We start from the raw sequence: 25,148 nt of genomic DNA on the forward strand, positions 1-25,148 counted from the left end.
GACTACGAGTTTTGCTCAGTGAAGAGCGTTTGAAGCGGCAACATCACGTCGGCAAGCGCTTCATGGTTTTCGATCAGTGGCTGCCGGCCGACAATGCGCTTTGCGAACATGAACGCAGCGGGCGAGTTGACAGCATCCGCTGCGATAACTCGCCTATCCTTCAAATAAAACGCAATGAAGGAGCGCGACGACGGGTCCCCGCGGAGCACCAGCCTGTCGTACCCGTGCGAAAGGCCCACCATTTGCAGTTTCAGCTCATATTGGTCGGACCAGAACCACGGTGCGGATTCGGCCGGGCACGGCTGGCCACATAACACGGCAGCGACGGCTCGCGCCTGCTCGAGTGCGTTTGGCACTGACTCAAGCCTGATGCGCCGCTTGTACAGACCACTGGGACGGCTGGAACAGTCTCCAATGGCAAATATGTTCGGGTCGGAGGTTCGGCCGGACTCATCTACCGCAATGCCATTTTCGATGGCAAGGCCAGCCTGTTCCGCGAGTTCGACGTTGGGTATCAGGCCGATTCCGACGATGACGAGATCCGTCGGCAGTACCGTGCCATCTGTACAGACAATGGCTTTTACGGCGTCGCCCGACGGATCGAGTTCCAGACGTTCTACCTGGGTAGACGTGCGAATCTCGACGCCAGCTTCCCGGTGTACTTTCTCATAGAATTCCGATAGCTCAGGCGCGGTGACCCGCGCAAGCACGCGAGGCAGTGCTTCGAGCACCGTGACGCGTACGCGCAGGCGACTGGCAATGGCGGCAACCTCGAGACCAACATAGCCGCCCCCGATGATCGCCAGCCGGAAGTTGGGACTGAGTTGCCGCCGGATGTGGTCCACATCGTCGATCGTCCGGAGGTAGTGCAGGTTCGACGGGAGCTTCTTTGCGCCCATCATGGCAGCCTGCGATAGCGGCCGTGGGCGGCCGCCGGTTGCAAGGATCAGCTTGTTGTAGGGTTCCACCGTCCCGTCGGAGAGGGTAATGCTTTGCGCACGGGCATCGAGATGCGTGGCGCGCACACCGGTGCGGATTCCAATGGCAAGCTTTTCATAGGCGGTCGCGGGTTTAAGATATAGCCCTTGTGGCTCAGCCTCGCCTGACAGATAGGTTTTCGATAACGGCGGTCTCTGGTAAGGCGGGTGGGCTTCATCGCCGAGCATGAGCAAGCGGCCGCCGTATCCCTTTTGCCGCAGGGATACCGCCGCTTCGCTGGCCGCCTGGCCGGCACCTACGATGATTGTGCTTTCAGTTTGTATCTGGCTGAGCATGTTCAATCTCTGATCCGCGACACCCTGTTGCCTTCAGCTAACGGACGGTGTCGTACTATCGTTTCGGGACCTGCATACCGTTCTTCTCACGATCCCACGTTGTATGGGTGCAGCCTTCAGCGCGCAGTTCGTACTTCAGTACTCTTCCGACCGGATTGCGCGGCAGATCCGGCCGGAACTCGAAATAACGCGGAATCGTGAAATAGGGCAGACGCTCGATTGCCCACAGGCATATCTCCTCTTCGGTGACGCCAGCGCCGTCCTTCAGGACAATCGTGGCTTTTACATCATCCTCTCCGGACTCGGAGAATACCGCGTGCACTGCGACATCTGCAATGTCGGGGTGGGCGCGCAAGCCAGTTTCAACTTCGTAGCTGGAAATGTTTTCGCCGCGCCGGCGCAGATAGTCCTTCTTTCGATCGACGAAATAAAAGTAGCCGTTTTCGTCGAATTTGCCGACGTCCCCACTGTGCAGCCACATGTTCCGCATGATCCTGATGGTGTCTGCAGGCCTGTTCCAATAACCTTCGAACATGATATGGGGCCGTCTCGGGCGAATGACGATTTCACCCGGGGTATTGGGGGGTAGTTCGTTGTCCTCTTCATCGAAGATCCGCACATCAAAGTCTTCGTTGGCACGACCTGATGAACCTGCCGGTGCGGCTTCGTCAGATTGTGAGCCGGTAACCACACGAGCGGCCTCGGTCAGGCCGTAGCTGTTGGAGCCGGCGGTTTTTACGCCGAAGCGTTCTTTCCATTTGCGTTGCAACTGGGCTGGGAATGGCGAACCGCGCACGGTATGCAACTGGCCAAAACATGCCCGCGATGCTTCGGAGTCTTCCGCTTCGGCCAGAAAGGTAATCATCGAGCCAAGCAGACTCGCTACCGTCGCTCCGCTGCGTTGAATGTCCGGCCAGAAACGCGATACCGAAAAACGCGGAAAGATCGCCACGCGCGCACCTACGAACATGCAGGAGAGGATCGAGCCGCCCGTGGCGTTCATATGAAAGAGCGGGAGCGCGGTCCAGTTACAGTCTTCGCTGCGCCGGTCTTCCATCTGCACGACCTGTCTACCCAGGTTGCACACATAGTTATGGCTGATCATGCAGCCTTTTGACGGGCCGGTTGTTCCGGCTGTATAGATGAGCATCGAAAGATCGGCTGGAGCATTTACGTCTGGGAGCGGTTCCGATGACTCATCAAACGCGGAATCGAGTTCGGCGACCTGCAGGCGGGACGCCTGGGCCAGCGAACCGCGGCGCTGCAACAACGTTGTTGCATGATCGAGTCCGTCCTCGATGTCGACTACGCGTCTCGCGTAGTCATCCTCCGCAATGACAATCTTCGCACCGCAGTCGTTTAACTGATGCCGCAAAAATTCTCCCTTGTAGGCCGTGTTCACTGGAACACTGATCGCACCTGCTTTGTTGATTGCGAACCAGCTCAGCACCGCCTCGACGTTGTTGTCGAGAATACTGACCACGGTGTCGCCTTTCTTCACGCCCAGCGCAATCAGGCCGTGTGCCAGACGGGTTGAGGCGCGATCAATTTCGCCATAGGTATACAGCTCGCCGCTGAAATCCAGAAACGTGCGGTCGCGATACTGTATTGCGGAACGGGCAATCGCCGCCGTTACGGTGTCCTGTCTTCCACGGGACCAGATCTTGTGCTCATCCATGTGTCGTCGTCTTAAGCTTGCTCGCGTTCGATGGCCCTCGCAGGAGCCGCGCGGTTGGTCTATGGGAGTTGGCGCACTGCCCGGCGCATCCGTATCTCCGCTGCAGGTTGAGTCATCAAGGGTTCGCTTGGGCAGGTTTGCGACAACGTCTCGATACATCACGATTTTATAATGGACGAACTGTCAGCTTTTGTCCACTGCTGTTTTCTCGGTCTCATCCTAATGTTTACCCGCTGTTTGCCTCGGACGTTGACATCCATGAGTTTGGTAAATAAAATGAATCTAAGTCAGTTTATGACAATGAAACACAACAGGAGACGCACATGGAACTGCAGGATCTTATTCTGGTTAGCGTTGACGATCACCTGATCGAGCCCGAGGACATGTTCGAGCGTCACATCCGTGCGGCGTTCAGGGAGCGGGCGCCGAAAGTGGTTCGCGGGACGGGCGGGGCGCACCATTGGGTGGTCGAGGGGCAGCGCGCGCCTGGTCTTGGGCTCAATGCTGTCGCTGGACGGCCTAAAGAGGAGTACGGGTTCGAGCCGGTTTCTTTCGATCAGGTGCGCAAAGGGTGTTATGACGTCGACGCCCGCATCGAAGACATGAACGCCAACGGCGTGTTGGGCTCCATCTGTTTTGGGTCGTTTCCGGGATTCGCAGGCGCGCGCTTCCAGAAAATGCAGGACAAGGAACTTGCGTTGGCCACGATTCAGGCTTACAACGACTGGCATTTCCACGACTGGTGTGGCAGGCATCCCGGTCGCTTTATCCCGCTCGGCATGCTGCCACTCTGGGACGTCAAGCTCGCGGTGGATGAAGTGAAGCGACTCGTCGCACTCGGCTGTCACGCGATCACGTTTCCGGACAATCCGTCGATGATCGGTCTGCCGAGTCTGCACAACGAATGTTGGGAACCGCTGTGGGCGGTGTGCGAGGAAAATGCCGTCGTGATCTGTTGCCACATTGGCTCGGGCGGGAACGCGCCCTATCCATCAGACGAATCGCCGATCGATGCGTGGATTACGTCGATGCCCATTTCAATTGCGAACGCTGCGGCGGACTGGCTGTTTGCCGGTTTCTGGCGCCGTTACCCTGGTCTGCGCATGGCGCTTTCTGAGGGTGGCATTGGATGGATACCGTACCTGCTCGAGCGGGCCGATTTTACTTACCAGCAGCATAGCGCGTGGACACGCGCGAACTTCGGCAAGGACAAACCGAGCGACGTCTTTCGGCGTCACATCATTACTTGCTTTATCGACGACGAATTCGGATTGCGCAACCGGCAGGACGTCGGCATCGACATGATCACATGGGAAGCCGATTATCCGCATTCAGACGCGACCTGGCCCAATTCTCCGGAGCACCTCTGGCAGAGCATCCGTGCGCTTCCCTCAACCGATATCAATAAGATCACTCACCTGAATGCGATGCGGGAGTTTAGCTATGACCCGTTTTCAATCCTGGGGAGTGAAAACTGCACGGTGGGTGCGTTGCGGAAACTGGCAGCAACGGTCGACACACGACCGATCTCGCGAGGCGGTCTGAACCCTTCCGCATCGTCGGATAAGCCTGTGACGTCCGCTGACATCAAGAAAATCCTGTCACACGTCTGACTGAATGGCCGGATGCTTCGCTGCAGTTTGCCTATGGGCTTAGTGTGTCAGTAACGCGAGACCTGATTCGCGGCCGGATCGGATGCGACTGCGGTCGATTGCACCTGAAGACAAGGAGAACAGTTTTGATTTTGCCATTGCAGCAACCTGGGGCGCTGTATATCGATGGCGCGTTCGTTGCACCCGGCGAGGGGTACGAAGACCCGGTGTTCAACCCGGCCACCGAAGAAGTGATCGCTATGGCGCCATTAGGTGGACTCGCCGATGGGGAGGCGGCCATTGTCGCCGCACGCACGGCGTTCGACACCGGTTCGTGGCCCATCATGAGTATCCGTGAGCGCGTTGCCTACCTGCAAAAAATGGTTGACGTGCTGGAGTCGCGAGCCGCAGAGATTTGCGATCTGATTGTGCTTGAAGCAGGTTCCGTTCAGTCGAATGCGAAAGCGCGCCAGTTCGATGTGCCGATGAAGCACTTTCGGCGCATCCTGGACCTCGCCTTGCGCCAGGACATCCGGGCGCTTGCGCCGGAACTGACCCGAGGCGGTGGATCCGGCACTGTGCTGGGGACCGCTTTCGTTGTGCGCGAACCGGTTGGCGTGGTTGCGGCGATCACGCCTTACAACTATCCGTATTTCCTCAATGTGGTCAAGGTTGCTGCTGCATTGGTCACCGGTAATACCGTGGTACTGAAGCCATCGCCTTTTACACCTTTCGAGGCCCTGGTGCTGGCTGGTGCAGCGGCAGAGGCTGGATTGCCGAAGGGCGTGCTGAACGTCATCACCGGCGGCAAGGAAGTCGGTGAGCAACTGACAGCGGATGCCAGGGTCGACATGGTGACCTTCACGGGCTCCGACCAGGTGGGCGCGGCCATTGTCGCGCAGAGCGCACCGACACTGAAGCGGCTCGTCATGGAGCTGGGCGGCAAGTCCGCCCTGATCGTGCGTGAGGATGCGAACGTCAAGATGGCCCTCGGTCAGGCGCTGCGGGGATTCACCAGTCATGCAGGGCAAGGATGTGCCATGAATACGCGCGTGCTTGTGCACAACTCGCTGCGCAAGGAATTCGTCAAACAGTTGGCAGCGATGGCACGAGCGGTGAAGGTTGGGGATCCGCGTGCCTCAGACACCCAGATGGGGCCTCTGATCCGTGCCTCCGCGCGTGAGAGGGTCGAGCGCTATGTCGCGCAGGGTGTTGACAGTGGAGCGACGCTCATGTCCGGTGGTCGGCGTCCGGCAGATCTGATCAAGGGCTTTTACTACGAGCCCACTTTCTTTGACAACGTCGAAAGCCAATCCACGATCGCACAGGACGAAATATTTGGACCAGTCGGCGTCGTGATCGGCTTCGACAATGACGATGAGGCGATTGCCATTGCCAATGACTCACGCTTTGGTCTGCGGGGTGGAATCATCAGTGCGGACGTGGGTCGCGCCTTCGAGATGGCTCGCGCGATTCGTACGGGTGGCGTGACGCTCAACGGCGGTGCCGGCACCCAGCTTTCAGATGGCCCGTTTGGTGGTGTCAAACGTTCTGGCTACGGTCGGGAATTGGGCGAGGACGGTCTGAATGAATTTACACAAACGAAGCTGATCGAGATTCAGGCCGGTTAAACGGCGGGCAGGCGAACGGATCGCGCTGCTCAGACACGCGTGCATCTCACGACGATTGGCGCGCACCCGCGCCCTGACACCGCGTTGCCAAACAACGGAGTGACGAAATGGGTTTGCTGGACGGTAAGGTGGCGGTAGTGACCGGTGCTGGCGCTGGGCTGGGACGTGCCTATGCGCAGTTGCTGGCGCGTGAGGGGGCGGCCGTTGTCGTGAACGACTATGCCCGGGAGCCCGCTGAGGAAGTCGCAACGGGCATTCGCGAAGCGGGCGGCTCGGCTGTCGCGAGCGTGGCGGACGTCGGTAGCGTTGAAGGCGGGGAAAGCATTCTCCAGGATGCGCTTTCGGCGTTTGGCAACGTCGATATCCTCGTAAACAACGCTGGCATTCTGCGCGACAAATCACTGTTGAAGATGGGTGAAGCGGATTGGGATGCGGTAATTCGGGTGCATTTGAAGGGAACCTTCTGTGTGACGCGGGCTGTTTTCGGCCAGATGAAGGAGTCGGGGCGCGGCGGTGTGATCGTCAATACGACGTCAACCTCCGGCCTGCGGGGCAAGTTCGGCCAGACCAATTACGGCGCAGCCAAGGCGGGGATCTGGGGTTTCTCCAATTCGCTTGCTCAGGAAGGGGCGAAGTACGGCATCCGGGTCTGGACGATCGCGCCCGCGGCCGCCAGCCAGCTCATCGACGGCATGGTGTCGGACGAGTACAAGAAGGTCTTTACGCCCGAGCGCGTCGCTCCGGTGTTGCTGTACATGGTTAGCGATCTGTCTGGCCAACAGACCGGCAAGACGCTTCTGGCTGGCGGTGGCTATGTCGGCGAGATCCGGATGGAGATCGGTCCGGGGATCGTTCCGCCGGAACAGTTCGACGCCCATGCCCTGGCCGCCGCCGTGGCAGCGGGCGAAGTCATGCTGCCGGAACGGGACCTCAACTTCGTCAACGCCTACGGGCCGGCCCAAAAGAGCCACTAGGAAGGATGCATCCATGGCTATCCAGTACCCCGCCGTGCTCGCTCTCAAGGAAGAGGGGCGGCATTTTTCCTGGACGGAGCGGGACACGATGTTATACGCGCTCGCCATTGGCATGGGAGCCGATCCGCTCGACCAACGGGAGTTACCGTTTGTCTACGAGGAGCGACTGCGCAGCGTGCCCACATTCGCGGCGATCGCGGCTTGGGGCGCCGGGATCACACCCGAACGGATTGGTCTCAATCGCGGCAAGACTCTGCACGGTGAAGAAGCACTGAACGTCCATCAGCCGATTCCGGTCGCCGGCAGTGTGATCGCGGACAGCAGGGTGCTCGCGGTCTACGACAAGGGCGAAGGTAAGGGGGCGGTCATTCAGAGGGAGACCGTCCTGCGCGACCCCGACTCGAAAGAGATGCTCGCGACGCTTACCCGAACTGCATTTGCACGAGCGGACGGTGGATTCGGCGGCCCGCCCGATACACGGGCCATAACCGTCGCGCCCGAGCGGCAGCCGGATGTCACGATTGAATTGCCGACGCGGCGCGATCAGGCGCTGCTTTATCGCCTGTGCGGCGATCGGAATGCGCTGCACGCGGATCCGGCAGTAGCGCGTGCGGCCGGTTTTGAAACGCCGATCCTGCATGGGTTGTGCACTTATGGAATGGCATGCCGCGCGGTCCTGCAGGCATTCTGTGACTACGATCCCGCTTGTATTCGCGAATTCTCAGTTCGTTTCTCGGCCCCCGTGTTTCCTGGGGATCTCCTTACGGTGGACCTGTGGCGCGATGCGCGCGATGTCTGGTTCGAAGTCGGTGTGCGCGCCCGGGACGTCAAGGTGATCAGGAACGGTAGAGCAACGCTCGCGTAGATCAATTAATAGTGAGAACACCATGGAACATTGCAGCTTCGAAGCCCTCAAGCCCGCCACCTCGTACACGAGAGTAGGCGAGGACGGCTCGGCTTATCTGGAAGGAAGTAAATGCCGGGCGTGCGGGGCGCGTTTCGTTGGCGCCCGCGAGAACTGCGCGCGCTGCGGCGTGCGGGGATTCATGGAGCACTATGCGTTGAGTGAGTACGGTCGTCTGTACAACTACACGATTGTGTACCGAAGTTATCCGGGTATCGCTGTGCCCTTCGTCTCCGCCGTGGTTGACCTTGACGACGGAACGTCCGTCAAAGGCAACCTGCTCGGGGTCGAGCCTGCGGCAAGCGCGCTTGCCTTCGGAATGCCGGTAAAGATGGTATTTCGCGGCGCCGAAACGGCCAACGCCGACGCGCTTGGCTATCTTGCCCATTTCTTTGTTCCTGCTTGAGAGACTGATATGTCCGACGTATATGTGGTAGGTATCGACATGATCCGGTTCGGGCGCTATCCCGACCGTACCGTCGTGCAACTGGCTGCCGAAGCGGCGCTAGGTGCGCTCGATGATTGCGGCATTGCCATCGGAGACGTGCAGGCACTCTATAGCGGGAACATCGGCGAAACCATGACGGGGCAACGCACGTTGCAACTGATCGGACAGACCGGAATTCCGGTCGTCAATTGCACCAACGCGTGCGCGACCGGAGCGACCGCATTGCGTGAAGGATGGACTGCAATCAAGGCGGGACTCTATGACGTCGTGCTTTGCATCGGCGTCGAGAAAATGCAGCCTGGCATGATCGTCAAGAAGAAGGTGGGTAATGAGCCGCTGCCGGTCGAGGGTCTCATCGGTTCGGAAACGATGCCGGCGGTTTTCGCCATGATGGGCATGGAACATGCCCGTAAATATGGAACCACGCTTGAGCAGTTTGCCAAGGTGTCGGTAAAGAACCACCATCACTCGACCTTCAATCCGAAGGCGATGTACCAGAAAGAGACGCCGCTCGAGGAAGTGATGAACGCGGAGATGATCGCCTACCCGAACACGAAGCTAATGTGCTCGGTCAATGTCGACGGCGCGGCGGCGGCGGTGCTGATGTCCGCAAAGAAAGCACGAGAACTTGGGCTCGAGCGGCGAGCCGCGCGAGTGAGGGCGTCGGCCCTCGCGAGCGACGCGTGGTCGGAGCGAAATCTGGTGATGCAGGATGTCAACACGGTGACGCGTCTTGCGGCGAAAACAGCGTACGAAATGGCTGGAATTGGACCAGACGAACTGCATCTTGTGGAACTGCATGACTGTTTTGCCACGGCTGAGATTCCCCACTACGAAAACCTGGGCCTATGCCCGGAAGGAGAAGGCGCAAGCCTGATCGACAAGGGCGAGACGGCACTCGGTGGACGCATCCCGGTCAATGTCTCTGGAGGACTCCTGTCAAAAGGACATCCGCTTGGTGCAACTGGCATCGCGAACATCTATGAGATCGTGACGCAGTTGCGCGGCGAAGCCGGCCAGCGGCAGGTGGAAGGTGCCCGGCTTGGCCTCACGCACGTGGTCGGGCTTGGCAGCGCCTGTGCGGTGCATATCCTCGAAAAAGTCTGAGCCAGGCCGTCATGCCATACGAGTTTATCTCCGTTATGCAGGAAGGCCGGCTGACGTTGATTACGATAAACCGTCCCGGCGTGCTCAATGCGCTGCATCCGCCAGCGCACCACGAACTCGCCACGGCCTTCGACGCATTCCAACGCGACTCTAGCCAATGGGTTGCAATTATCACCGGCGCGGGCGACCGTGCGTTCTGCGCGGGTAACGACCTGAAGTTTCGCGTCGCCGAAGGGCGGCAGCGCATGCCGCAGTCGGGCTTTGCCGGTCTGACGGCGCGTTTCGAGCTCGACAAGCCGGTGCTGGCGGCGGTCAACGGTCTGGCCGTCGGGGGTGGTTTTGAACTGGCGCTCGCCTGCGATGTGATCGTGGCAGATGAGCGTGCGCAGTTCGCGTTGCCGGAGGTGCGGGTGGGGCTTGCCGCGCTGGCTGGCGGACTGCACCGTCTGCCCCGGGAAATTGGCCTCAAGGCTGCGATGGGGATCGCACTGACGGGGCGTCGCATCGATGCCGCCGAGGCCCAGCATCTCGGTTTGGTTAACGAAGTTGCGCCGACCGGGACTTCCCTCGACGTCGCGCGTCGTTGGGCGGGCGAGATCCTGCTCAGCGGTCCGTTGGCGGTGCGCGCAACAAAGCAGACGATCCTGCGCGGACTCGACGAACCCGGACTGAGTGAGGCGTTGCGTTTGCAGGTTCAATATCCGGCAGTGATGGCGATGTATGCATCCGAGGATGCTACCGAAGGGCCGCGGGCGTTCGCTGAACGGCGCCTTCCTCGTTGGCAGGGCGAGCAGCGCGCAGATGATGAGCCACTACGTGATTGCCCGAAACCGAGAGGAGCACAGCCATGATCGACTATCACGTTGTGAAAGCGTGGAAATTCGAAGATGTTCGCTATCCCTACACCGCTCGTGATTCGATGCTTTATGCGCTGAGTGTGGGGCTTGGTGCTGAGCCGACAGACCGCGGGCAGTTGCGCTACGTGTATGAGAAAGACCTGCACGCGGTTCCGACAATGGCCACGGTGATGGGCGCCCCAGGTGCATGGTGGCGTGATCCGCGCACGGGCGCCAATGCGTTGAGGCTGGTGCACGGCGAGCAGTCCCTGCGGATGATCCGGCCTGTGCCCGCACAGGGATGCCTGATCGCCAGAAACCGCGTGCATTCACTGAGTGACAAGGGTGAAGGTCGCGGTGCAATCGGCGTCGTGCTGAGAGACCTCGTCGATGAAGGAACGGGAGAACTGGTTGCGCAGAGCCGCAACGTGAGCTTTCTAAGGGGGGATGGGGGCTTCAGCACATTCGGCGGCGTCTCGGATCCGGTTCCTGATCCATTGCCGTCGATGCCCGAGGGGCCAGCAGACGTCGTCATAGACATTTCAAGCTTGCCTCAGGCAGCGTTGCTATACCGGCTGACTGGCGATCTGAATCCGTTGCATGCGGACCCGGAGATAGCCGCTGCGGCGGGCTTCGGTCAACCGATCCTCCACGGACTCTGCACGTACGGCATGGCATGCCACGCGGTGCTACGCACGGCCCTGTCATATGACGCCACGAGACTTCGCGCGATTGCCACACGCTTCACGGCGCCCGTGTACCCGGGCGAGGAAATCCGGTTTGAACTGTGGCACATAGACGACCGGACACTGCGGCTTCGCGCGCGGGTCGTGGCGCGTGACACGATCGTGTTGGACAACGGTGTGATCGAAATCGATTGATACGCTGTAAAACAGGAGATGGGCGGTGGGCAAAATGGTAGAAGGGAAGGTGGTGGTCGTAACCGGTGCCGGAAGCGGCATTGGCCGCGATCTCGCAAAGGCGTTCGCTGCGAACGGTGCGAAAGTTATCGTCAACGACACCGGTCGGGCAGTGGACAGTGACGGATTCGCCGCCGAACAGGTTGTCGCAGAGATCCGGGCTGCCGCAGGAGAGGCGGCTGCGGCAGTGGAAAGCGTGGCCAGCAACGAATCTGCGCAGCGCATTGTTCAGGCCGCGCTCGACCACTTTGGCCGGATCGACTGCGTGGTGAATAACGCGGGTATCACACGTGACCGCATTTTCTTCAATATGAGCGAAGAGGAGTGGCGGGCCGTGCTGGACGTCCACCTGAATGGCTCATTCTATGTCGCGCGCGCCGCCGCGCCGCACTTCAAAAGCCAGGCTTCCGGAAGCTATATCCATATGACTTCGACGAGCGGGTTGGTCGGCAACGTCGGACAAGCCAACTACGCTGCGGCAAAGATGGGTATCGTCGGCCTTTCGAAGTCGCTAGCGATGGACATGGCCAAATTCAAGGTGCGTTCAAACTGCGTCTCGCCGTGGGCATGGACTTCGATGACGGCGAATATCCCAGCCGATACGCCCGAAAACATGGCCAGGATCGAGAAGCTCAAGAAGATGGAAAGCGCGAAGATTGCACCGCTTGCCGTGTACCTCGGAAGCGATCAGGCGGTTGACGTGTCGGGGCAGATATTCGGCGTGCGTGCAAATGAGATCTATCTCTTCAGTCAACCGCGCATCCTGCGCACCTTGCACAGAAGTGATGGATGGACGCCTGAGACCATCGCAGAACATGCGATCCCGGCGCTCGCGTCCAACTTCTATGAGAACGTGCCGTCGATGGCGATCACCCCGTGGGATCCAATCTGAACTCGCTCGATCATGCAACGACATGCCTGGAGGAGGACGACATGAGCCGGATGGAAAAGAGCCGCATAGAGGCGGCCGCCCGCTGGTTGAGCGAGGGTGGCCGATGAGCACGGATCAACTGAAGCGCTTTCGGGACAAAGTAGCTGTGGTGACCGGCGCCGCCCGTGGCCTTGGCAAACGTATCGCCGAGGCCTTCGTAAGCGAGGGCGGCAGTGTGGCGATGATGGGTCGCAACGTCGCTGCACTGGAAGCGGCTGCCGCAGAGTTGGGCGCGATGGCGGTGGCCCTTCCAACGGATATCTCTGACCCTTCGGCCGTACGTCGAAGCTTTGATGCGATACACCAGCGCTTCGGCGGCGTCGATTTTCTTGTCAACAACGCCGCGATAGGCCATCTGCAGACGATCGAAGAGGCAGAGGATCAACTGCTCCAGCAAGAGGTCGGCGCAAATCTGCTCGGTCCCATCTATTGCATCCGCGCAGCCATTCCTTTGATGAAGGCACGGGGCGCAGGGGGCATTGTCAATGTCACGTCGGAGTCGGTGAACCGCCCCTACCCGTTTCTGACGGTGTACGCAGCTACCAAAAGCGCGATGGAAACCCTGTCGGCGGGGCTGCGTACGGAATTGCGAGGGCAGGGTATCCGGATCACGGTCCTGCGTTCGGGCCGGATGAGTGAAAGCGGGTTCAATCGGGATTGGCCTGAGGAGCGCCGGGCGCGCTATCGCGAGATCGTGAAGGCGGAAGGCTATCACGCGTCCTCGGGCGAGCCGATTTCACCGCAGATTACCGCGAGGGCGGTAATGGATGTGCTGGCTTTGCCGCGCGAGGCCAATATCGATCTGCTTGAGTTGCGGTCGTCAGGTTAAGCCGACCATACAAGCTGGGTCAGAGGTCCGTGCCGCGGATCTCAAACTTGAATGAGAATGGCGGGAGAATCAACATGCGTTTTGAGAACAAGATCGCGATCGTGACCGGCGCCGGACAAGGTATCGGTGAAGCCTACGCGCGCGCATTGGCGCGCGAGGGGGCCGCGGTCGTGGTGGCAGAGATTAGCGAGGAAAACGGTCAGCGCGTCGCACAGGAAATCGTCGGCACGGGAGGCCGCGCGCTGTTCGTCAAGACCGACGTCTCATCGCCCGAGTCGGCTGCAAATCTGGCGGCACGCGCGGTCGAAGTGTTCGGCGGGGTCGACCTGCTGATCAACAATGCGGCGATCTTTGCGGGGATGCGGCGCGAAAGCCTGCTCGAAGTCGACTACGCGTATTACCAGCGGTTCATGGAGGTCAACATGAACGGAGCGTTGATCGTTACGCGCGCGGTCTATAAATTGATGGTGGAGCGCGGCGGCGGGGCGATTGTGAACCAGTCGTCGACTGCGGCGTACGAAGCAGGCAACTACTACAAGATTGCGAAGACCGGCCTGAATGCCATCACGATCGGCTTGGCGCGCGAACTGGGGCCGTTGAATATTCGCGTCAATGGTGTCGCGCCCGGCCCGACGGACACCACCGCGACCCGCACCAGTGTCCCACCAGAGCGCCTTCAGGCACTACTATCGACGTTGCCTTTGCGCCGGATCGGGACCACGCAGGATATCGTGAACACCTGCCTTTTCCTGCTATCCACCGATGCGGGCTGGGTCACCGGACAGACATGGTGCGTCGACGGCGGTGCCGTTCTCAAGATCTGAGATGGAACTTGATCTCAGCGGTCGGGTTGTGTTGATTGTCGGAGGCAGCAGCGGGATCGGCGCGGCCACTGCACGGGTGCTTGGCCGGGAAGGGGCGAAGCTTGCTCTGGTGGCGCGCCGTCGGCGCGAGCTTGAAGGGATCCGCACGGAACTGACGGCAAACGGGGTGGAGGTTCTCTGCATTGCGGGTGATGCTGGGAGCGCCGGTTTCATGGACGATGCCGTGGCGCAGACGGTGTCGCATTTCGGCGGTCTGCATCGTCTGGCCGTTGTCGCCGGTCCCATGGGCACACGCGCGCTGCTGCACGAACTCGACGACAGCGACTGGGCGTCGTATTTCGAGCAGAGCCTGATGCTGGCAGTTCGCAGTTGTCGCGCAGCGCTTCCAGCATTGCTGGGAACACCCGATAGCGCTATTGTTCTCACGTCTGCCGTTTCGATCCGCGCGCAGAAATCGGGTCTCGTCGCCTACACGGCGATGAAAAGTGCCGTAGCCAGCGTGGCAAAAAATATCGCTCGGACTTATGGATCACGGGGTTTGCGCGCCAATTGCATCGCGCCAGGGGTGATCGACAGGGATGCGCAAACCAATCGGGCACTGGCGGCTCGATATGGTGTGCCCGAGTGCAGGGCGCGCTATGAGCAGGTACGCCGCGAGTCTGGCATGTCGGTTGCGCTCGAGCGGGCGGGGCGCCATGAAGAGTTTGCCGATCTCATTGTCTATCTGCTGTCTGCCCGGGCTTCGTACGTGACAGGCGCGACGGTCAATATCGACGGTGGCACCGATTTTTAGCCGGCGTTGCTCGATGCAGCGCATTTTCTTTTGCGAGGAATGAGATGAGCGCGTCCAATAGCCGGGTTGTCGTGATAACGGGAGGTGCGGGCCAGCTTGGTCGTGCGGTCGAGAGCGCTTTCGCGCAAACCGGAAGCCGACGGGTGGTGATCGACGTCGACGAAGCGGCGCTTCATGCGGCTTATCCGATCGAATCCGCTGATCGTCTGCTGACGTCGGCTGATCTGACGGATACCGAATCGGTCGAGAAGGCTATCGCTGTTGCCGTCAACAAGTTCGGCACGGTCGACGTCCTGTGCAACATAGCCGGTGGCTTTTACTATGGTGAACCGGTCCACCAGATGAAGATGGATGTCTGGCGCCGCATGATGGACCTGAATGCGGTGACCATGATCAACGCGGTTGGCGTCGTGGTGCCGTTGATGATATCCGGAGGAAAAGGCACCATCATCAACGTCGGCGCTGCTGCGCATACGCATGGTCAGGCTTGTATGAGCGCTTATGCTGCCGCCAAAGGTGCGGTGATGCGGTTGACAGAAAGCATGGCGGCGGAGTTGCGCAAGGAGGGCATCGGTGTGTTTTGCGTGATGCCGGAGATCATGGATACGCCTGCAAACAGGACCGATATGCCTGCTGCCGATACGTCGTCCTGGACCCCTCCGTCCGCAATCGCGGAGGTGATGGTGTTGTTGAGCCAAGATGCGGCTTTCATCATGACCGGTGGCCTGTTTTCCGTGAGTGGCAAGCCTCGTGTTTCGCGCGACGTGACATAGCGCTTCAGTGACGCCGGTTTCGGCGCCGCCGCTCATTCCCTCAGACGCGGGCAATCATTTGTTGATGTGTGCATGCTCGCAAAAAGCCTGCCGCCGACCACGACCCAACTACGAATCGAGTCGTCTTCCCGATGCTAAACATCTGGCTCAAACAGCGGTAGCCAGACGTCTTCGCGTTTGTCGAAGAGCACCCGAACCGGCATGCCGATCTTTACCTCTCCAGGTGAGCAGTTGACGACATTCGTTGTGAGCCGCAGATCCCTTTGTTCCGCGATCTCAACGATGGCGATCACGTAAGGTGCTTCGAGGCCGCGCTCCCATATTTGATGGTTGATCGTGTAGGACGCGACCGTCGCCTTTCCGGAGACGGCGCGGGGAGCGACTTCGCGCGATTTGCAGCGGGGGCAGATGGGAACAGGGGGGTGAACATAGAATCCGCAGGCGTCGCAGCGGATGAAGTGCAGTTTGCCGGATTCGCCAGCCTGCCAGAAGAATGTGTTTTCGTCGGTCAGGCGAGGCAAATGCCGCCGGGGAATCGACTCAATGTTTCCCTGAGGGTGGCCCGTAGACGCATCATTCATTGCGGCCTCCGCATGTGTCAAGCAAAGAGAGTGATTCGCGCAGACGCGTTGAGCACTCCAGAACGATCCGCTCGATCAGCTCGGCGCAGGTTGGGACATCGTCAATCAGGCCCATGACCATGCCCGCTGTCAGCACACCGCCGTCGCAATCGCCCGATATCCAGGCGTCCCGGCCACGGCTACCGATGACGAGGTGTCGGATATCCTCGAATTTGCAGCCCCCTGGCTGCCGTTCCAAAGCGATCACCTCGTCCGATACGCTGTTCCTGAAAACGCGGGCCGTGTTGCCCAATGTCCGGAAGATCAGGTTGGTATCGTTTTCGGTTGCTGCGACCAATGCCCGCTTCAGATCGTCATGGATGGGCGCTTCCTGGGTGCATACGAAGCGCGTTCCCATGTTGATGCCCTCCGCGCCGAGCGCGAGGGCGGCTGCCATGCCGCGGCCGTCCCCGATGCCGCCCGACGCAACAACGGGAATCGTGAGTGCCCGGGTCGCAAGGGGGATGAGAATCAACCCGGGGACATCGTCCTCGCCAGGGTGTCCGGCGCATTCGAAGCCGTCGATAGAAATGATGTCCACGCCGGCGCGCTCGGCAGAAACCGCGTGGCGCACAGAGGTGCATTTGTGGACGATCGTCACCTTGTGACGTTTGAAGCGTTCGATAAACGCCTTGGGACTGCTCCCTGCTGTCTCGACAATCTTGACGCCTGCGTCGATGATCGCGTCGACATACTCTTCATAGGGAGGAGCGGACGCAGTAGGCAGGATCGTCAGATTGACGCCGAACGGACGGTCGGTCATCGACCGGCACCGTTCGATTTCCCGTGCCAGATGAGCTGGCGTAGGCTGAGTCAGCGCTGCTAGCACGCCAAGGCCGCCTGCGTTGGAAACTGCGGATGCAAGCTCTGCCTTTCCGATCCATTGCATCCCACCCTGGATGACAGGGTAGCGGATGCCTAGCATTTGCGTGACACGGTTTTCTAACATGGTGCGTTCGATCGGCTTTGAGACAGTTGATCAGGTACGGCCCGCTATTACGGGGCACATTCATCGGCCGGCAAAGCGAGGCTGACGCCGCTCCTTGAATGCGGATACCCCCTCCTTGTAGTCATCCGTCAATCCGCACTTGCGCTGCAACTCCGATTCAATATCCAGTTGTTCGTCGAGCGTGGCGCGCGCCGCATGGCGGATGGCAAGCTTTGCGTTCGCCAGACCCTTCGTCGGGCCACGAGAAAGCTGCTCGACCAATGCCTCGCGCTCTGTCTCGAAGTGCTCGTCGTCGATTGCTTTCCATATCAGGCCCCACTCAGCTGCTGTTGCGGCCGATAGCGTGCCGCCCGTCAGCGTGAATCCCAGCGCTCGGGCCTGCCCGACAAGATGCGGCAGACTCCAGGTGCCGCCTGCATCAGGTACGAGGCCGATGCTGGAGAAAGCCTGAACAAACCGCGCGCTCGATCGCGCAATCACCACATCGCAAGCGAGCGCGAGGCTGACCCCAGCCCCAGCCGCCACACCGTTCACCGCACAGACAACCGGTATCGGCAAGGCGACGAGACGACGGATGAGCGGGTTGTAGTAAGTGCGGGTTGTTCGCCCGAGATCGAGCGGTCCCGCCTGGACGTCACGTTCCGCAAGATCCTGGCCGGCGCAGAACCCCTTGCCGGCGGCAGTCAGCAGCAGGACCCTTACCTCCGGGTCAGCCTCGACGCAGGTCAGTGCGTCGGCCACGTCTTTGTGCATCTGCGTGGTAAAGGCATTCAGCCGCTGCGGGCGGTTGAGTGTCAGGCGCGCGACGCCGGCACCACGTTCAAAAAGAATTGTCTGGTAGGTCATAAGGCTCGTCGTATCAACCAGCAAATGGTGCGTGCAGCATGCGTTCGCGCTGGAAGCGTGTGTCGCCCCACAGTTGGTCCATCACGTGTGCACGCTTGAGATAGAGATGGGCATCCGCTTCCGAGGTGAAGCCAATTGCGCCGTGCACCTGGATGTTCTGGGATGCGTTCTTCAGTGCGGCGTCGATCGAGACCAGCTTGCAGGCTGTGCCATGAAAGCCGGCGCCTGGGTCATGGTCGGATAGCGTCAATGACGCCACGGCTGCCTGGCACAGGGCCGACTCAGCGCGGATCGCCATATCGGCGCACATATGTTTGATGGCCTGGAACGAACCGATTGGCTTGCCGAACTGCTCGCGAATTTTTGCGTACTCGACGGCCATGTCTCGGGTGGCTTCGGCGAGTCCAACCGCGAAGGCCCCGATCAGCACGAGCGCGCGGGTGTAGATGGCATCCTGCTCCATACTGACCCACGCAGCGGGACGAATGCTTTCCAGCTTGGCGCGCTCGAGCGACAGTGAGTGATCCATCGCGTGGACCTGCTCGATCGCCGTGAATTCACTCCGTCTGAGCAATGCAGCACCCTGTTCATCGCAGCACAGTACCCACGGTGCATCGATGCTTTCGATCAGGTGAAACTCCCCGTGACAGTGCGGTCCGATGCCTGCACTGCCGCGCGGGTTTCCCAGCCCGACACGCGCCTTGCCAGATAGCAGGTCGTGCAGCAGCGCGGCATCGCCTGCAGCTGCAGCAACGCGCGCGCCAAGCATCGAGCCAATGATGGCGGGAGACAGAAGGTGCCTCCCGAACTCGCGATAGACCACCATCTCTTCTGCGCTGCTCAAACCGATGCCTCCCGATTCTTCGGGAATGGCGATGCCAAGGAAACCGAGTTCCGCGAGGCGCGGTAACAGCCGATGATCCTGGTTGCCGATTTGAGGCGCCGGGGGACGGAAGCGGGCGACCGGCGCTTCTTCGCACAGAAAGTGTTTGAGGGTGTCAACAATCTGGACTTGATCTTCGGAAAGCAGCAGATTCATATGTGCCTCTCAAGTGTTAGCGGGGGAGGCCGAGAACGCGTTCGCCGATGATGTTGCGCTGGATCTGTGCGGTACCGGCTGCGATCGTGATCGAGAAGGAGCGAAGGTAGTAGTAGACCCAGTCGTCGTCCTCGGGATTCTCCAGCGCGTAGGGACCGAGAATGTCCAGCGCAAGCCGGCGCGCACGCTGCTGTGTTTCGCCAACCATCGCCCGCATCAATGAACTCTCGGAACCACTGATGCCGGCCTGGGCGCGCGAGACGACCATATATGTCATGGCTCTTGCCGCTGCCATGTCTGCGCGCAACTGCGCGAGCCGCGCACCGATCTCGTCTTTCGATAGCGGACAGTCCACTCCCAGATGCTGCTGCGCCTTCCCGATCATCTTTTCGAGCAGAAACGCGTAGCGGATCATGTCGCGGATCTGTGCCGTGCCGCGCTCGAAACCCAGCGTTGACATCGCGACGTTCCATCCGTCGTTGACCGGGCCGACCACGTTTGCCAGCGGTATGCGCACGTCGTCGTAAAAGCATTGGACGAAGTGCACCTGATTCGGCGAAGTCATGATCTCGATGGGGCGCAGCGTGATGCCAGGCGATTTCATGTCGCAGATCACCCAACTAATGCCTTTGTGCTTAGGCGCTTGCGGGTCCGTGCGAACCAGCAATTCCTGCCAGTCCGACAGATGCCCGTGGCTCGTCCAGATCTTTGAGCCGTTCACTACCAGATGGTCTCCGTCGATGCGCGCGCTAGTTTTCAGGCTGCCGAGATCCGATCCGGCGTTGGGTTCCGAGAAGCCCTGGCACCAGATGGTCTGGCCGCTGAGAATCTTTTGCAGATGCTCCTGCCTTTGCGCTTCCGAGCCGCGGGCCATGATGGTGGGGCCGGCATGGTTAAGCGCGACGAAGCACAGATGATTGTCCGGCGCATCTGCACGCGCGTATTCCTCATGCCAGATCAACTGCCGTGTGAGAGAAAGTCCGAGACCGCCGTATTCCTTTGGCCACGACACCCCCGCCCAACTGCCTTCATATTGTCTTTTCTGCCAGGCGAGGTCGAATTCGCGCATGGCCTGGCCAGCGTGAGGACGCCGTTCGTCCGGGCTGTTGCTGTTCAGCCAGTCCCGGGCTTCCTCGCGGAAAACCTTGTCTTCACGGGAAAACTGCAAATCCATCTCGCTCCTCCGGTTTATTCGGCGTTCGCATGCTCTGAATAAATGATATAGCATCAGCTATTATTGGTCAATGTAGCGACACGAACAATCGGAGAGAACCAGAAAATGGCCTTAAATTACGCATTAGTAGGCGTTTCCCCTGGTGCTTCGAATGGCTACAAAAATGACGATAAGTAAGTTATTATGAGGATGACGGCCTTGAAACACTCGGTCGAACAAGTCGTCGGTTGTCCCGTGATTCCTGCCTTATGGAGATGAAATGTCGTCGATGAGCACCAGGCACCTGGGTGAACGTATCCGCAGCGTGCTGCTCCTGAAGCCTGACGCAGTTGCAGTCGAAGCCGGCCACACGGTTGCGACCTGGGGAGACCTCAGTCGCGCGGCAGAAGAAATAGAGCGTCTGCTGTTGCGCAACGGGATAGGCCGCGATGCACCAATTGGCTGGGTGGCCCGCAATCGGCCAGCAGCGGTGGCCTCGTTCGTCAGTTTGCTAATCGGCGGTTGGATGGTGGTTCCGCTGCGGCCAAGGCAGGCGTCGGCGACCTTCGCGGCGGAGCTGGCTGCTCAGCGGTTATGTGCTGTCCTCGCGGACGAAGAAGACTGGGCAGAAGAAGGCGTAGTGGCGGCAGCGGAGCAAGCCGGTACGCTGGGCATTATCGTCAGCGGCGCTTCGCCGGTACGCACGAGCGTGCACCCTCAGCTTTCAATGGTCGGTACCGGTCCACATCGGCAACCCATGCCAGGATACATCCTGGAAAGGCTCACCAGTGGCACGACGGGGGCGCCCAAGCGGATTCCAGTGCAGGAAGACGTACTGATCCCGTCGCTTCAATCCGCTGAACAGCGCGGCAAGGGCGCAGCAGAAAGCGAATTGAACCTGAAGCGCTCGCCAGCAATTTTGCTCAAGCCATTTAGCCATGCGGGTGGATTGTTTGGACTGCTACTCGCGCTGTATCAGGCGCGTCCGATGGTGCTGCTCGAAAAGTTCGTGCCGGACGAATGGGCGCGAGCCGTCGAGCGTTATCAGATCAAATCCGCGAGTCTGGTGCCGGCGATGATCCAGATGATTCTGGAAGCCAACATCGAACGGCAGTGGCTGAAAAGCCTGAAGGCGATTCGGGCGGGAACCGCGCCGCTCGATCCGCAGCTGCAGCTCGATTTCGAGCAGCGCTATGGTGTCCCCATCCTGGTCGATTACGGCGCGGCCGAGTTTATCGGCGGCGTGGCCGGCTGGACGCTCGACGACCATCGACAGTACGCATCGGCCAAGCGTCGCAGTGTTGGGCGCGCGCGCAGTGATGTCTTGCTGAAAGTCGCAGCGCAAGATGACCCGGAGGCCGCGCTGTCCGCAGGCCAGGTCGGCGTGCTGAGCGTGAAGTGCGATCGATTCGGGCCCGACTGGATCCGCACCAATGATCTTGCGTCGATCGACGAAGACGGATTTCTGTTCCTGCACGGACGTGCGGATGATGCGATCAACCGTGGTGGTTTCAAGATCCTCCCGGAAGAAGTGGCCGCCGTGCTGCGACGATATCCGGGCGTGCGTGATGCTGCGGTCATTGGCAAGGCGGATCGCCGTCTCGGCCAGGTTCCGGTCGCGGCGATAGAAATGGCCCCTGGCGCCGTTGCACCCACTGCAGATGAGCTGATCGCCTTCGCCCGGCAGGCGCTCACCCCTTACATGATTCCCACAGAGTTCCGGATTGTCGAGGCGCTTCCACGTACGGTTTCGATGAAGGTGAGTCGGCCGGAGCTGAAGGCGATGTTGGGTCTCTAGCGTTTTGGACAGGAAGATGGAAAGCACGATCGTCAAAGATTACACAACCATTCTGGTCAACGTCGCCGACGGCATCGCAACCGTTACATTGAACCGGCCCGACAAGCTCAATTGCTTTAACCGGGACATGGTCGCCGAATTCCGTGAGCTGTGGCGGCGGCTACGCACCGATCCGGACGTGCGCGTCGTCGTCTTGCGTGCCGCGCCTGGACGCGCGTTCTGTTCCGGGGTCGACGTCAAGGAGGGGTGGCGGGCGCCCGGCCAGGAGGACATGCCGTTCGATCAGGACGATCCGGGCGAGTGGCTCGGGCCTAAGAGCAATAAGGTGTGGAAACCGCTGATTGTGGCGGTGCATGGCATCGCCGCAGGCGGGGCGTTCTATTGGCTCAATGAAGCCGACATCGTGATTTGCTCCGAAGATGCAACGTTCTTCGATCCGCACCTGAAGTTCGGCAAGATTTCCGCAGTCGAGCCAATCGGGGCGATGGGACGCATCCCGTACCAGGAAATCATGCGAATGGTGCTGCTCGCCGATGCCGAGCGGATCAGTGCAAGTACCGCGTTACGGATAAGCCTGGTCACCGAGGTGACGGCGAACGAACAGTTATGGGCGCGTGCTCATGAACTCGCCGCCATGATCGCACGGCGTCATCCCGTGGCAGTACAAGGGTCCGTACGCGCGGTCTGGGAGGCGCAAAGTTTGCCAAGGGCGCAGGCAGTGAGCAATGCGTTGAAGTACATACAGATTGGTAAGCCCATCGCCACAGATTTGAACCCGGCGAGCACCAGAGCGGAGGCGGGATGGACCCTGCGATGAAGTGGCGCGTTGCCTTTGTGCGAGCGGAGAGCGGGTCCACAGCAATCCGCCTTCAGGTGCAGTTGAGCCCTTACGTGCGTGAGCTCAAGCTCAATCGACAAGGAATCGGGTCATGACCTCTATATCCGACACGATGTGGGACGTCGCTGAAGACTCCATGCAGCGGGGGGAGCATGGCGAACTCACGAAAGTCCGTGATGGACGTGTTCTCATCCTTACGCTGAACCGTCCTGAAAGCTTGAATGCGCTGACGCCGTATCTGCATCAGCATCTCTTGGATGCGTTGCGCGAGGCGGCGAGCGACAAGGAGGTGGGTGCGGTCGTCCTATGTGGCGCCGGGCGTGCATTCTGTTCGGGTGGCGACATGCGTCACTCCGAAGCTTCTAAAGCGGTCGATGCGGGTACGCGGCCTAGTCTGGAGGATCGCGCCGACAGCCTTCTTCATCACGGCGAGACCGCGCGGTTGCTGCACAGCATGCCAAAGCCGACCATTGCAATGATCAATGGGGTAGCGGCCGGCGCTGGCCTCGCGCTGGCACTGGCTTGCGATATGCGGTTCGCCGCACGCGGCGTGACGCTAACAACCTCCTATGTCCGGGTTGCCATGTCAGGCGATCTCGGCGTGAGCTATTTCCTCACGCAACTGGTGGGCTCCGCAAAAGCTCGGGAGCTGATGTTCATCGGCGACAAGATCTCAGCGGAGGAAGCGCTTCGCATCGGAATGGTCACGCGAGTGGAAGATGCTCCCGGCCTTCGCCAGGCGACGCTGCACATGGCAGCCCGACTGGCAGACGGTCCGGCGATCGCGCTGCGCTATATCAAGCAGAACATCGTGCGGGCGGAAGTGGCTTCGCTGGATGAGGTGATGGAATGTGAGGCGTTTCATATGGCGCGCTGCAGTCGCACGCAGGACGTTAAGGAGGCTGCGCTTGCATTCCGCGAGAAACGCATGCCTCGCTTTACCGGAACCTGACCGCTACGCATTCGCCGCGCAGGGACAGGGTAACAGCGAATGATGCGCCTCAAGGAACAGGTGCTGGATAGTCCGCGAATGTTGGATCGTCCTTATGGAGACAATAGATGGAACTGAAAGAGCAGGAAAGCGCTGCAGACGCAACGGCCTCCGTGGGAAGCTCGGGAACGATCACGCAGGCCGATATCGAACGGGCGAAAGCGCAGATCGGGATTCCGAAATTTTCCTATAACAAACCGTACAACGAGATTGCGTCGCGCGACGTTCTGCGCCATTTCGCGTGGGCCTGTGGCGATGACAATCCGCTGTGGCATGACCCCGCCTATGGCAGAGCCACACGCTGGCGCGACCAGATCGCTTTTCCGCTATTTCTCCATTCGACGGGCACCAACCTGACGCCGAAGCCAGACGCTACGCACAAGCAGTTGTTCAAGGGGCTGTTTCGGGGCGTAGGAAAGTACTACACAGGCGTCACGTGGACGTGGTGGCAACCCGTGTACCCCGAAGAACAGCTTTTTGTAGAGCGCGTGACGTCCGAGGTGAAGGTCAATGAGAAGTCTTCATTCAGTGGTGGCATTTCGGTAACCGAAGTCTATCGCGATCTGTGGGTAAACCGGGTCGGCTTGCCAGTCGGACGCCGCGAAGAGGCCTATCTGAGCGCTGAACGCGAAGGTAGCAGGAAGACTGGTCGCTACGCTTCGGTTTCGCGTCAGACCTATAGCGACGAGGACATCGCCCGAATCGATGAGGTTTATGCAGCTGAACAGCGACGTGGGACCGAAAAGCGATACTGGGATGATGTGCGGATCGGCGATGAGCTCACGCCCGTTGCAAAGGGACCTCTGACGATGGTCGACATCATTTCGATGCACATGGGTCTCGGGTTGTCCAGCAGCGGCATTGGGCCGTTGCGTTACAACTGGCGCCAGCGCAGCCGCATGCCGGCATTTTTCGTTCCGGATGGCTGGGGAGTGCCCGACGTGGTACAGCGAGTGCACTGGGATCATCAGCGCGCGACGGATCTCGGACTGCCGACTTCCTACGACTACGGGCAGATGCGCACCAGTTGGCTGATTCATCTGGTCACAAACTGGATGGGCGATGACGCGTGGCTGTGGCAACTGTCGTGCCAGTCGAGGGCATTCAACTTTATGGGCGATACGACAATCTGTTCCGGGCGGGTGGTCGGAAAGCGAGAGATCGGCATCCACCATGTGATCGATCTGGAAATATGGAGTACTAATCAACGGGGCGAGATAACGGCGCCGGGTACCGCGACGGTCATTCTTCCTACCCGGGCCAGCAAGGCGATTGTTCTTCCCCCCGCGCCCGACGACATGATGGCGCGTGGCGCTGGGATGATGCAGGCGGCTGCGGAGCGCCGATGAACCAGACGGCGTGCGTATATCGGGGCCGGCCGCGCTACAGAGCAGGAATTT

The 25,148-nt window shown here is 60.1% G+C and carries 24 protein-coding genes; 17 read left to right on the forward strand and 7 right to left on the reverse strand.

Translation table 11 applies throughout. From position 1 onward, the window contains the following. Positions 1–2: 2 nt before the first annotated feature. Positions 3–1,274 carry an NAD(P)/FAD-dependent oxidoreductase gene (locus tag P3T40_RS37140; protein WP_429272678.1) on the reverse strand — a complete coding sequence of 424 codons (1,272 nt, stop codon included), beginning with the start codon at positions 1,272–1,274 and terminating at the stop codon, positions 3–5. Between the two features lie 55 nt (positions 1,275–1,329). Further along, complete coding sequence (locus P3T40_RS37145; RefSeq protein WP_429272679.1) at positions 1,330–2,952, reverse strand: AMP-binding protein; 1,623 nt, start codon at positions 2,950–2,952, stop codon at positions 1,330–1,332. A gap of 323 nt (positions 2,953–3,275) precedes the next feature. On the opposite strand from P3T40_RS37145, the gene P3T40_RS37150 reads away from it, so the two are divergent. The 13 genes from P3T40_RS37150 to P3T40_RS37210 all read left to right on the forward strand — a co-directional run bounded on the left by P3T40_RS37150 (position 3,276) and on the right by P3T40_RS37210 (position 15,514). Then, entirely contained in the window at positions 3,276–4,565 is a 1,290-nt protein-coding gene (locus P3T40_RS37150; protein ID WP_429272680.1) for an amidohydrolase family protein, read from the forward strand. Between the two features lie 125 nt (positions 4,566–4,690). Beyond that, positions 4,691–6,175, forward strand: coding sequence for an aldehyde dehydrogenase family protein (locus tag P3T40_RS37155; protein ID WP_429272681.1), 1,485 nt, complete (start codon positions 4,691–4,693; stop codon positions 6,173–6,175). Between the two features lie 107 nt (positions 6,176–6,282). Continuing rightward, positions 6,283–7,149 (forward strand): SDR family NAD(P)-dependent oxidoreductase, encoded by an 867-nt coding sequence (locus P3T40_RS37160; RefSeq protein WP_429272682.1) that lies wholly within the window; start codon positions 6,283–6,285, stop codon positions 7,147–7,149. Between the two features lie 13 nt (positions 7,150–7,162). Then, entirely contained in the window at positions 7,163–8,014 is an 852-nt protein-coding gene (locus P3T40_RS37165; protein ID WP_429272683.1) for a MaoC/PaaZ C-terminal domain-containing protein, read from the forward strand. Between the two features lie 22 nt (positions 8,015–8,036). Next, on the forward strand, positions 8,037–8,459 hold the full coding sequence (locus tag P3T40_RS37170; RefSeq protein ID WP_429272684.1) for a Zn-ribbon domain-containing OB-fold protein: 423 nt from the start codon (positions 8,037–8,039) through the stop codon (positions 8,457–8,459). Positions 8,460–8,468: 9 nt separating this feature from the next. After that, positions 8,469–9,608 carry a thiolase family protein gene (locus tag P3T40_RS37175; protein WP_429272685.1) on the forward strand — a complete coding sequence of 380 codons (1,140 nt, stop codon included), beginning with the start codon at positions 8,469–8,471 and terminating at the stop codon, positions 9,606–9,608. An 11-nt stretch (positions 9,609–9,619) separates the two neighbouring features. After that, on the forward strand, positions 9,620–10,459 hold the full coding sequence (locus P3T40_RS37180; protein ID WP_429272686.1) for an enoyl-CoA hydratase-related protein: 840 nt from the start codon (positions 9,620–9,622) through the stop codon (positions 10,457–10,459). Then, positions 10,456–11,325: a MaoC/PaaZ C-terminal domain-containing protein gene (locus tag P3T40_RS37185; RefSeq protein ID WP_429272687.1), complete on the forward strand. Its 870-nt coding sequence runs from the start codon at positions 10,456–10,458 to the stop codon at positions 11,323–11,325. Before P3T40_RS37180 ends, P3T40_RS37185 begins: the two co-directional genes overlap by 4 nt. 34 nt (positions 11,326–11,359) lie before the next feature. Then, positions 11,360–12,256, forward strand: a complete 897-nt coding sequence (locus P3T40_RS37190; RefSeq protein ID WP_429272711.1) for an SDR family NAD(P)-dependent oxidoreductase — start codon at positions 11,360–11,362, stop codon at positions 12,254–12,256. Positions 12,257–12,359: 103 nt separating this feature from the next. After that, positions 12,360–13,124, forward strand: a complete 765-nt coding sequence (locus P3T40_RS37195; RefSeq protein WP_429272688.1) for an SDR family oxidoreductase — start codon at positions 12,360–12,362, stop codon at positions 13,122–13,124. A 74-nt stretch (positions 13,125–13,198) separates the two neighbouring features. Then, positions 13,199–13,948, forward strand: a complete 750-nt coding sequence (locus P3T40_RS37200; protein WP_429272689.1) for an SDR family oxidoreductase — start codon at positions 13,199–13,201, stop codon at positions 13,946–13,948. A 1-nt stretch (position 13,949) separates the two neighbouring features. Continuing rightward, a complete protein-coding gene (locus P3T40_RS37205) occupies positions 13,950–14,741 on the forward strand; it encodes an SDR family NAD(P)-dependent oxidoreductase (RefSeq protein ID WP_429272690.1) in 792 nt (263 codons plus the stop codon). A 44-nt stretch (positions 14,742–14,785) separates the two neighbouring features. Continuing rightward, a complete protein-coding gene (locus P3T40_RS37210; RefSeq protein ID WP_429272691.1) occupies positions 14,786–15,514 on the forward strand; it encodes an SDR family NAD(P)-dependent oxidoreductase in 729 nt (242 codons plus the stop codon). 134 nt (positions 15,515–15,648) lie between these two features. Here the strand turns inward: P3T40_RS37210 and P3T40_RS37215 are convergent, their stop codons facing one another. Genes P3T40_RS37215 through P3T40_RS37235 form a run of 5 tightly spaced genes read right to left on the reverse strand, consistent with a single transcriptional unit; the run spans position 15,649 to position 20,142 of the window. Continuing rightward, positions 15,649–16,095 carry a Zn-ribbon domain-containing OB-fold protein gene (locus tag P3T40_RS37215; protein ID WP_429272692.1) on the reverse strand — a complete coding sequence of 149 codons (447 nt, stop codon included), beginning with the start codon at positions 16,093–16,095 and terminating at the stop codon, positions 15,649–15,651. Then, complete coding sequence (locus P3T40_RS37220) at positions 16,088–17,083, reverse strand: NAD(P)H-dependent flavin oxidoreductase (protein WP_429272693.1); 996 nt, start codon at positions 17,081–17,083, stop codon at positions 16,088–16,090. Before P3T40_RS37220 ends, P3T40_RS37215 begins: the two co-directional genes overlap by 8 nt. Positions 17,084–17,143: 60 nt before the next feature. Next, complete coding sequence (gene paaG / locus P3T40_RS37225) at positions 17,144–17,929, reverse strand: 2-(1,2-epoxy-1,2-dihydrophenyl)acetyl-CoA isomerase PaaG (protein ID WP_429272694.1); 786 nt, start codon at positions 17,927–17,929, stop codon at positions 17,144–17,146. A gap of 13 nt (positions 17,930–17,942) precedes the next feature. Beyond that, on the reverse strand, positions 17,943–18,968 hold the full coding sequence (locus tag P3T40_RS37230) for an acyl-CoA dehydrogenase family protein (protein WP_429272695.1): 1,026 nt from the start codon (positions 18,966–18,968) through the stop codon (positions 17,943–17,945). A 16-nt stretch (positions 18,969–18,984) separates the two neighbouring features. After that, positions 18,985–20,142 (reverse strand): acyl-CoA dehydrogenase family protein, encoded by a 1,158-nt coding sequence (locus P3T40_RS37235; RefSeq protein ID WP_429272696.1) that lies wholly within the window; start codon positions 20,140–20,142, stop codon positions 18,985–18,987. Positions 20,143–20,410: 268 nt separating this feature from the next. On the opposite strand from P3T40_RS37235, the gene P3T40_RS37240 reads away from it, so the two are divergent. The 4 genes from P3T40_RS37240 to P3T40_RS37255 all read left to right on the forward strand — a co-directional run bounded on the left by P3T40_RS37240 (position 20,411) and on the right by P3T40_RS37255 (position 25,097). Beyond that, on the forward strand, positions 20,411–21,919 hold the full coding sequence (locus P3T40_RS37240; RefSeq protein ID WP_429272697.1) for a class I adenylate-forming enzyme family protein: 1,509 nt from the start codon (positions 20,411–20,413) through the stop codon (positions 21,917–21,919). A 16-nt stretch (positions 21,920–21,935) separates the two neighbouring features. Beyond that, on the forward strand, positions 21,936–22,736 hold the full coding sequence (locus P3T40_RS37245; protein ID WP_429272698.1) for an enoyl-CoA hydratase/isomerase family protein: 801 nt from the start codon (positions 21,936–21,938) through the stop codon (positions 22,734–22,736). Between the two features lie 133 nt (positions 22,737–22,869). Beyond that, on the forward strand, positions 22,870–23,709 hold the full coding sequence (locus P3T40_RS37250) for an enoyl-CoA hydratase-related protein (protein WP_429272699.1): 840 nt from the start codon (positions 22,870–22,872) through the stop codon (positions 23,707–23,709). A 107-nt stretch (positions 23,710–23,816) separates the two neighbouring features. Beyond that, positions 23,817–25,097: an FAS1-like dehydratase domain-containing protein gene (locus P3T40_RS37255; RefSeq protein WP_429272700.1), complete on the forward strand. Its 1,281-nt coding sequence runs from the start codon at positions 23,817–23,819 to the stop codon at positions 25,095–25,097. Positions 25,098–25,148 lie beyond the last annotated feature (51 nt).

Origin of the sequence: Paraburkholderia sp. EB58, from assembly GCF_050436665.1 — a bacterium.
Taxonomy (GTDB): Bacteria; Pseudomonadota; Gammaproteobacteria; order Burkholderiales; family Burkholderiaceae; genus Paraburkholderia.

What these genes read in the sequence shown, in the direction of transcription:
- P3T40_RS37140 (WP_429272678.1), bottom strand. Translation starts at nt 1,274, where the DNA reads ATGCTCAGCCAGATACAAACTGAAAGCACAATCATCGTAGGTGCCGGC.
- P3T40_RS37145 (WP_429272679.1), bottom strand. Translation starts at nt 2,952, where the DNA reads ATGGATGAGCACAAGATCTGGTCCCGTGGAAGACAGGACACCGTAACG.
- P3T40_RS37150 (WP_429272680.1), top strand. Translation starts at nt 3,276, where the DNA reads ATGGAACTGCAGGATCTTATTCTGGTTAGCGTTGACGATCACCTGATC.
- P3T40_RS37160 (WP_429272682.1), top strand. Translation starts at nt 6,283, where the DNA reads ATGGGTTTGCTGGACGGTAAGGTGGCGGTAGTGACCGGTGCTGGCGCT.
- P3T40_RS37165 (WP_429272683.1), top strand. Translation starts at nt 7,163, where the DNA reads ATGGCTATCCAGTACCCCGCCGTGCTCGCTCTCAAGGAAGAGGGGCGG.
- P3T40_RS37170 (WP_429272684.1), top strand. Translation starts at nt 8,037, where the DNA reads ATGGAACATTGCAGCTTCGAAGCCCTCAAGCCCGCCACCTCGTACACG.
- P3T40_RS37175 (WP_429272685.1), top strand. Translation starts at nt 8,469, where the DNA reads ATGTCCGACGTATATGTGGTAGGTATCGACATGATCCGGTTCGGGCGC.
- P3T40_RS37180 (WP_429272686.1), top strand. Translation starts at nt 9,620, where the DNA reads ATGCCATACGAGTTTATCTCCGTTATGCAGGAAGGCCGGCTGACGTTG.
- P3T40_RS37185 (WP_429272687.1), top strand. Translation starts at nt 10,456, where the DNA reads ATGATCGACTATCACGTTGTGAAAGCGTGGAAATTCGAAGATGTTCGC.
- P3T40_RS37190 (WP_429272711.1), top strand. Translation starts at nt 11,360, where the DNA reads ATGGTAGAAGGGAAGGTGGTGGTCGTAACCGGTGCCGGAAGCGGCATT.
- P3T40_RS37195 (WP_429272688.1), top strand. Translation starts at nt 12,360, where the DNA reads ATGAGCACGGATCAACTGAAGCGCTTTCGGGACAAAGTAGCTGTGGTG.
- P3T40_RS37200 (WP_429272689.1), top strand. Translation starts at nt 13,199, where the DNA reads ATGCGTTTTGAGAACAAGATCGCGATCGTGACCGGCGCCGGACAAGGT.
- P3T40_RS37205 (WP_429272690.1), top strand. Translation starts at nt 13,950, where the DNA reads ATGGAACTTGATCTCAGCGGTCGGGTTGTGTTGATTGTCGGAGGCAGC.
- P3T40_RS37210 (WP_429272691.1), top strand. Translation starts at nt 14,786, where the DNA reads ATGAGCGCGTCCAATAGCCGGGTTGTCGTGATAACGGGAGGTGCGGGC.
- P3T40_RS37215 (WP_429272692.1), bottom strand. Translation starts at nt 16,095, where the DNA reads ATGAATGATGCGTCTACGGGCCACCCTCAGGGAAACATTGAGTCGATT.
- P3T40_RS37220 (WP_429272693.1), bottom strand. Translation starts at nt 17,083, where the DNA reads ATGTTAGAAAACCGTGTCACGCAAATGCTAGGCATCCGCTACCCTGTC.
- paaG (WP_429272694.1), bottom strand. Translation starts at nt 17,929, where the DNA reads ATGACCTACCAGACAATTCTTTTTGAACGTGGTGCCGGCGTCGCGCGC.
- P3T40_RS37230 (WP_429272695.1), bottom strand. Translation starts at nt 18,968, where the DNA reads ATGAATCTGCTGCTTTCCGAAGATCAAGTCCAGATTGTTGACACCCTC.
- P3T40_RS37235 (WP_429272696.1), bottom strand. Translation starts at nt 20,142, where the DNA reads ATGGATTTGCAGTTTTCCCGTGAAGACAAGGTTTTCCGCGAGGAAGCC.
- P3T40_RS37240 (WP_429272697.1), top strand. Translation starts at nt 20,411, where the DNA reads ATGAGCACCAGGCACCTGGGTGAACGTATCCGCAGCGTGCTGCTCCTG.
- P3T40_RS37245 (WP_429272698.1), top strand. Translation starts at nt 21,936, where the DNA reads ATGGAAAGCACGATCGTCAAAGATTACACAACCATTCTGGTCAACGTC.
- P3T40_RS37250 (WP_429272699.1), top strand. Translation starts at nt 22,870, where the DNA reads ATGTGGGACGTCGCTGAAGACTCCATGCAGCGGGGGGAGCATGGCGAA.
- P3T40_RS37255 (WP_429272700.1), top strand. Translation starts at nt 23,817, where the DNA reads ATGGAACTGAAAGAGCAGGAAAGCGCTGCAGACGCAACGGCCTCCGTG.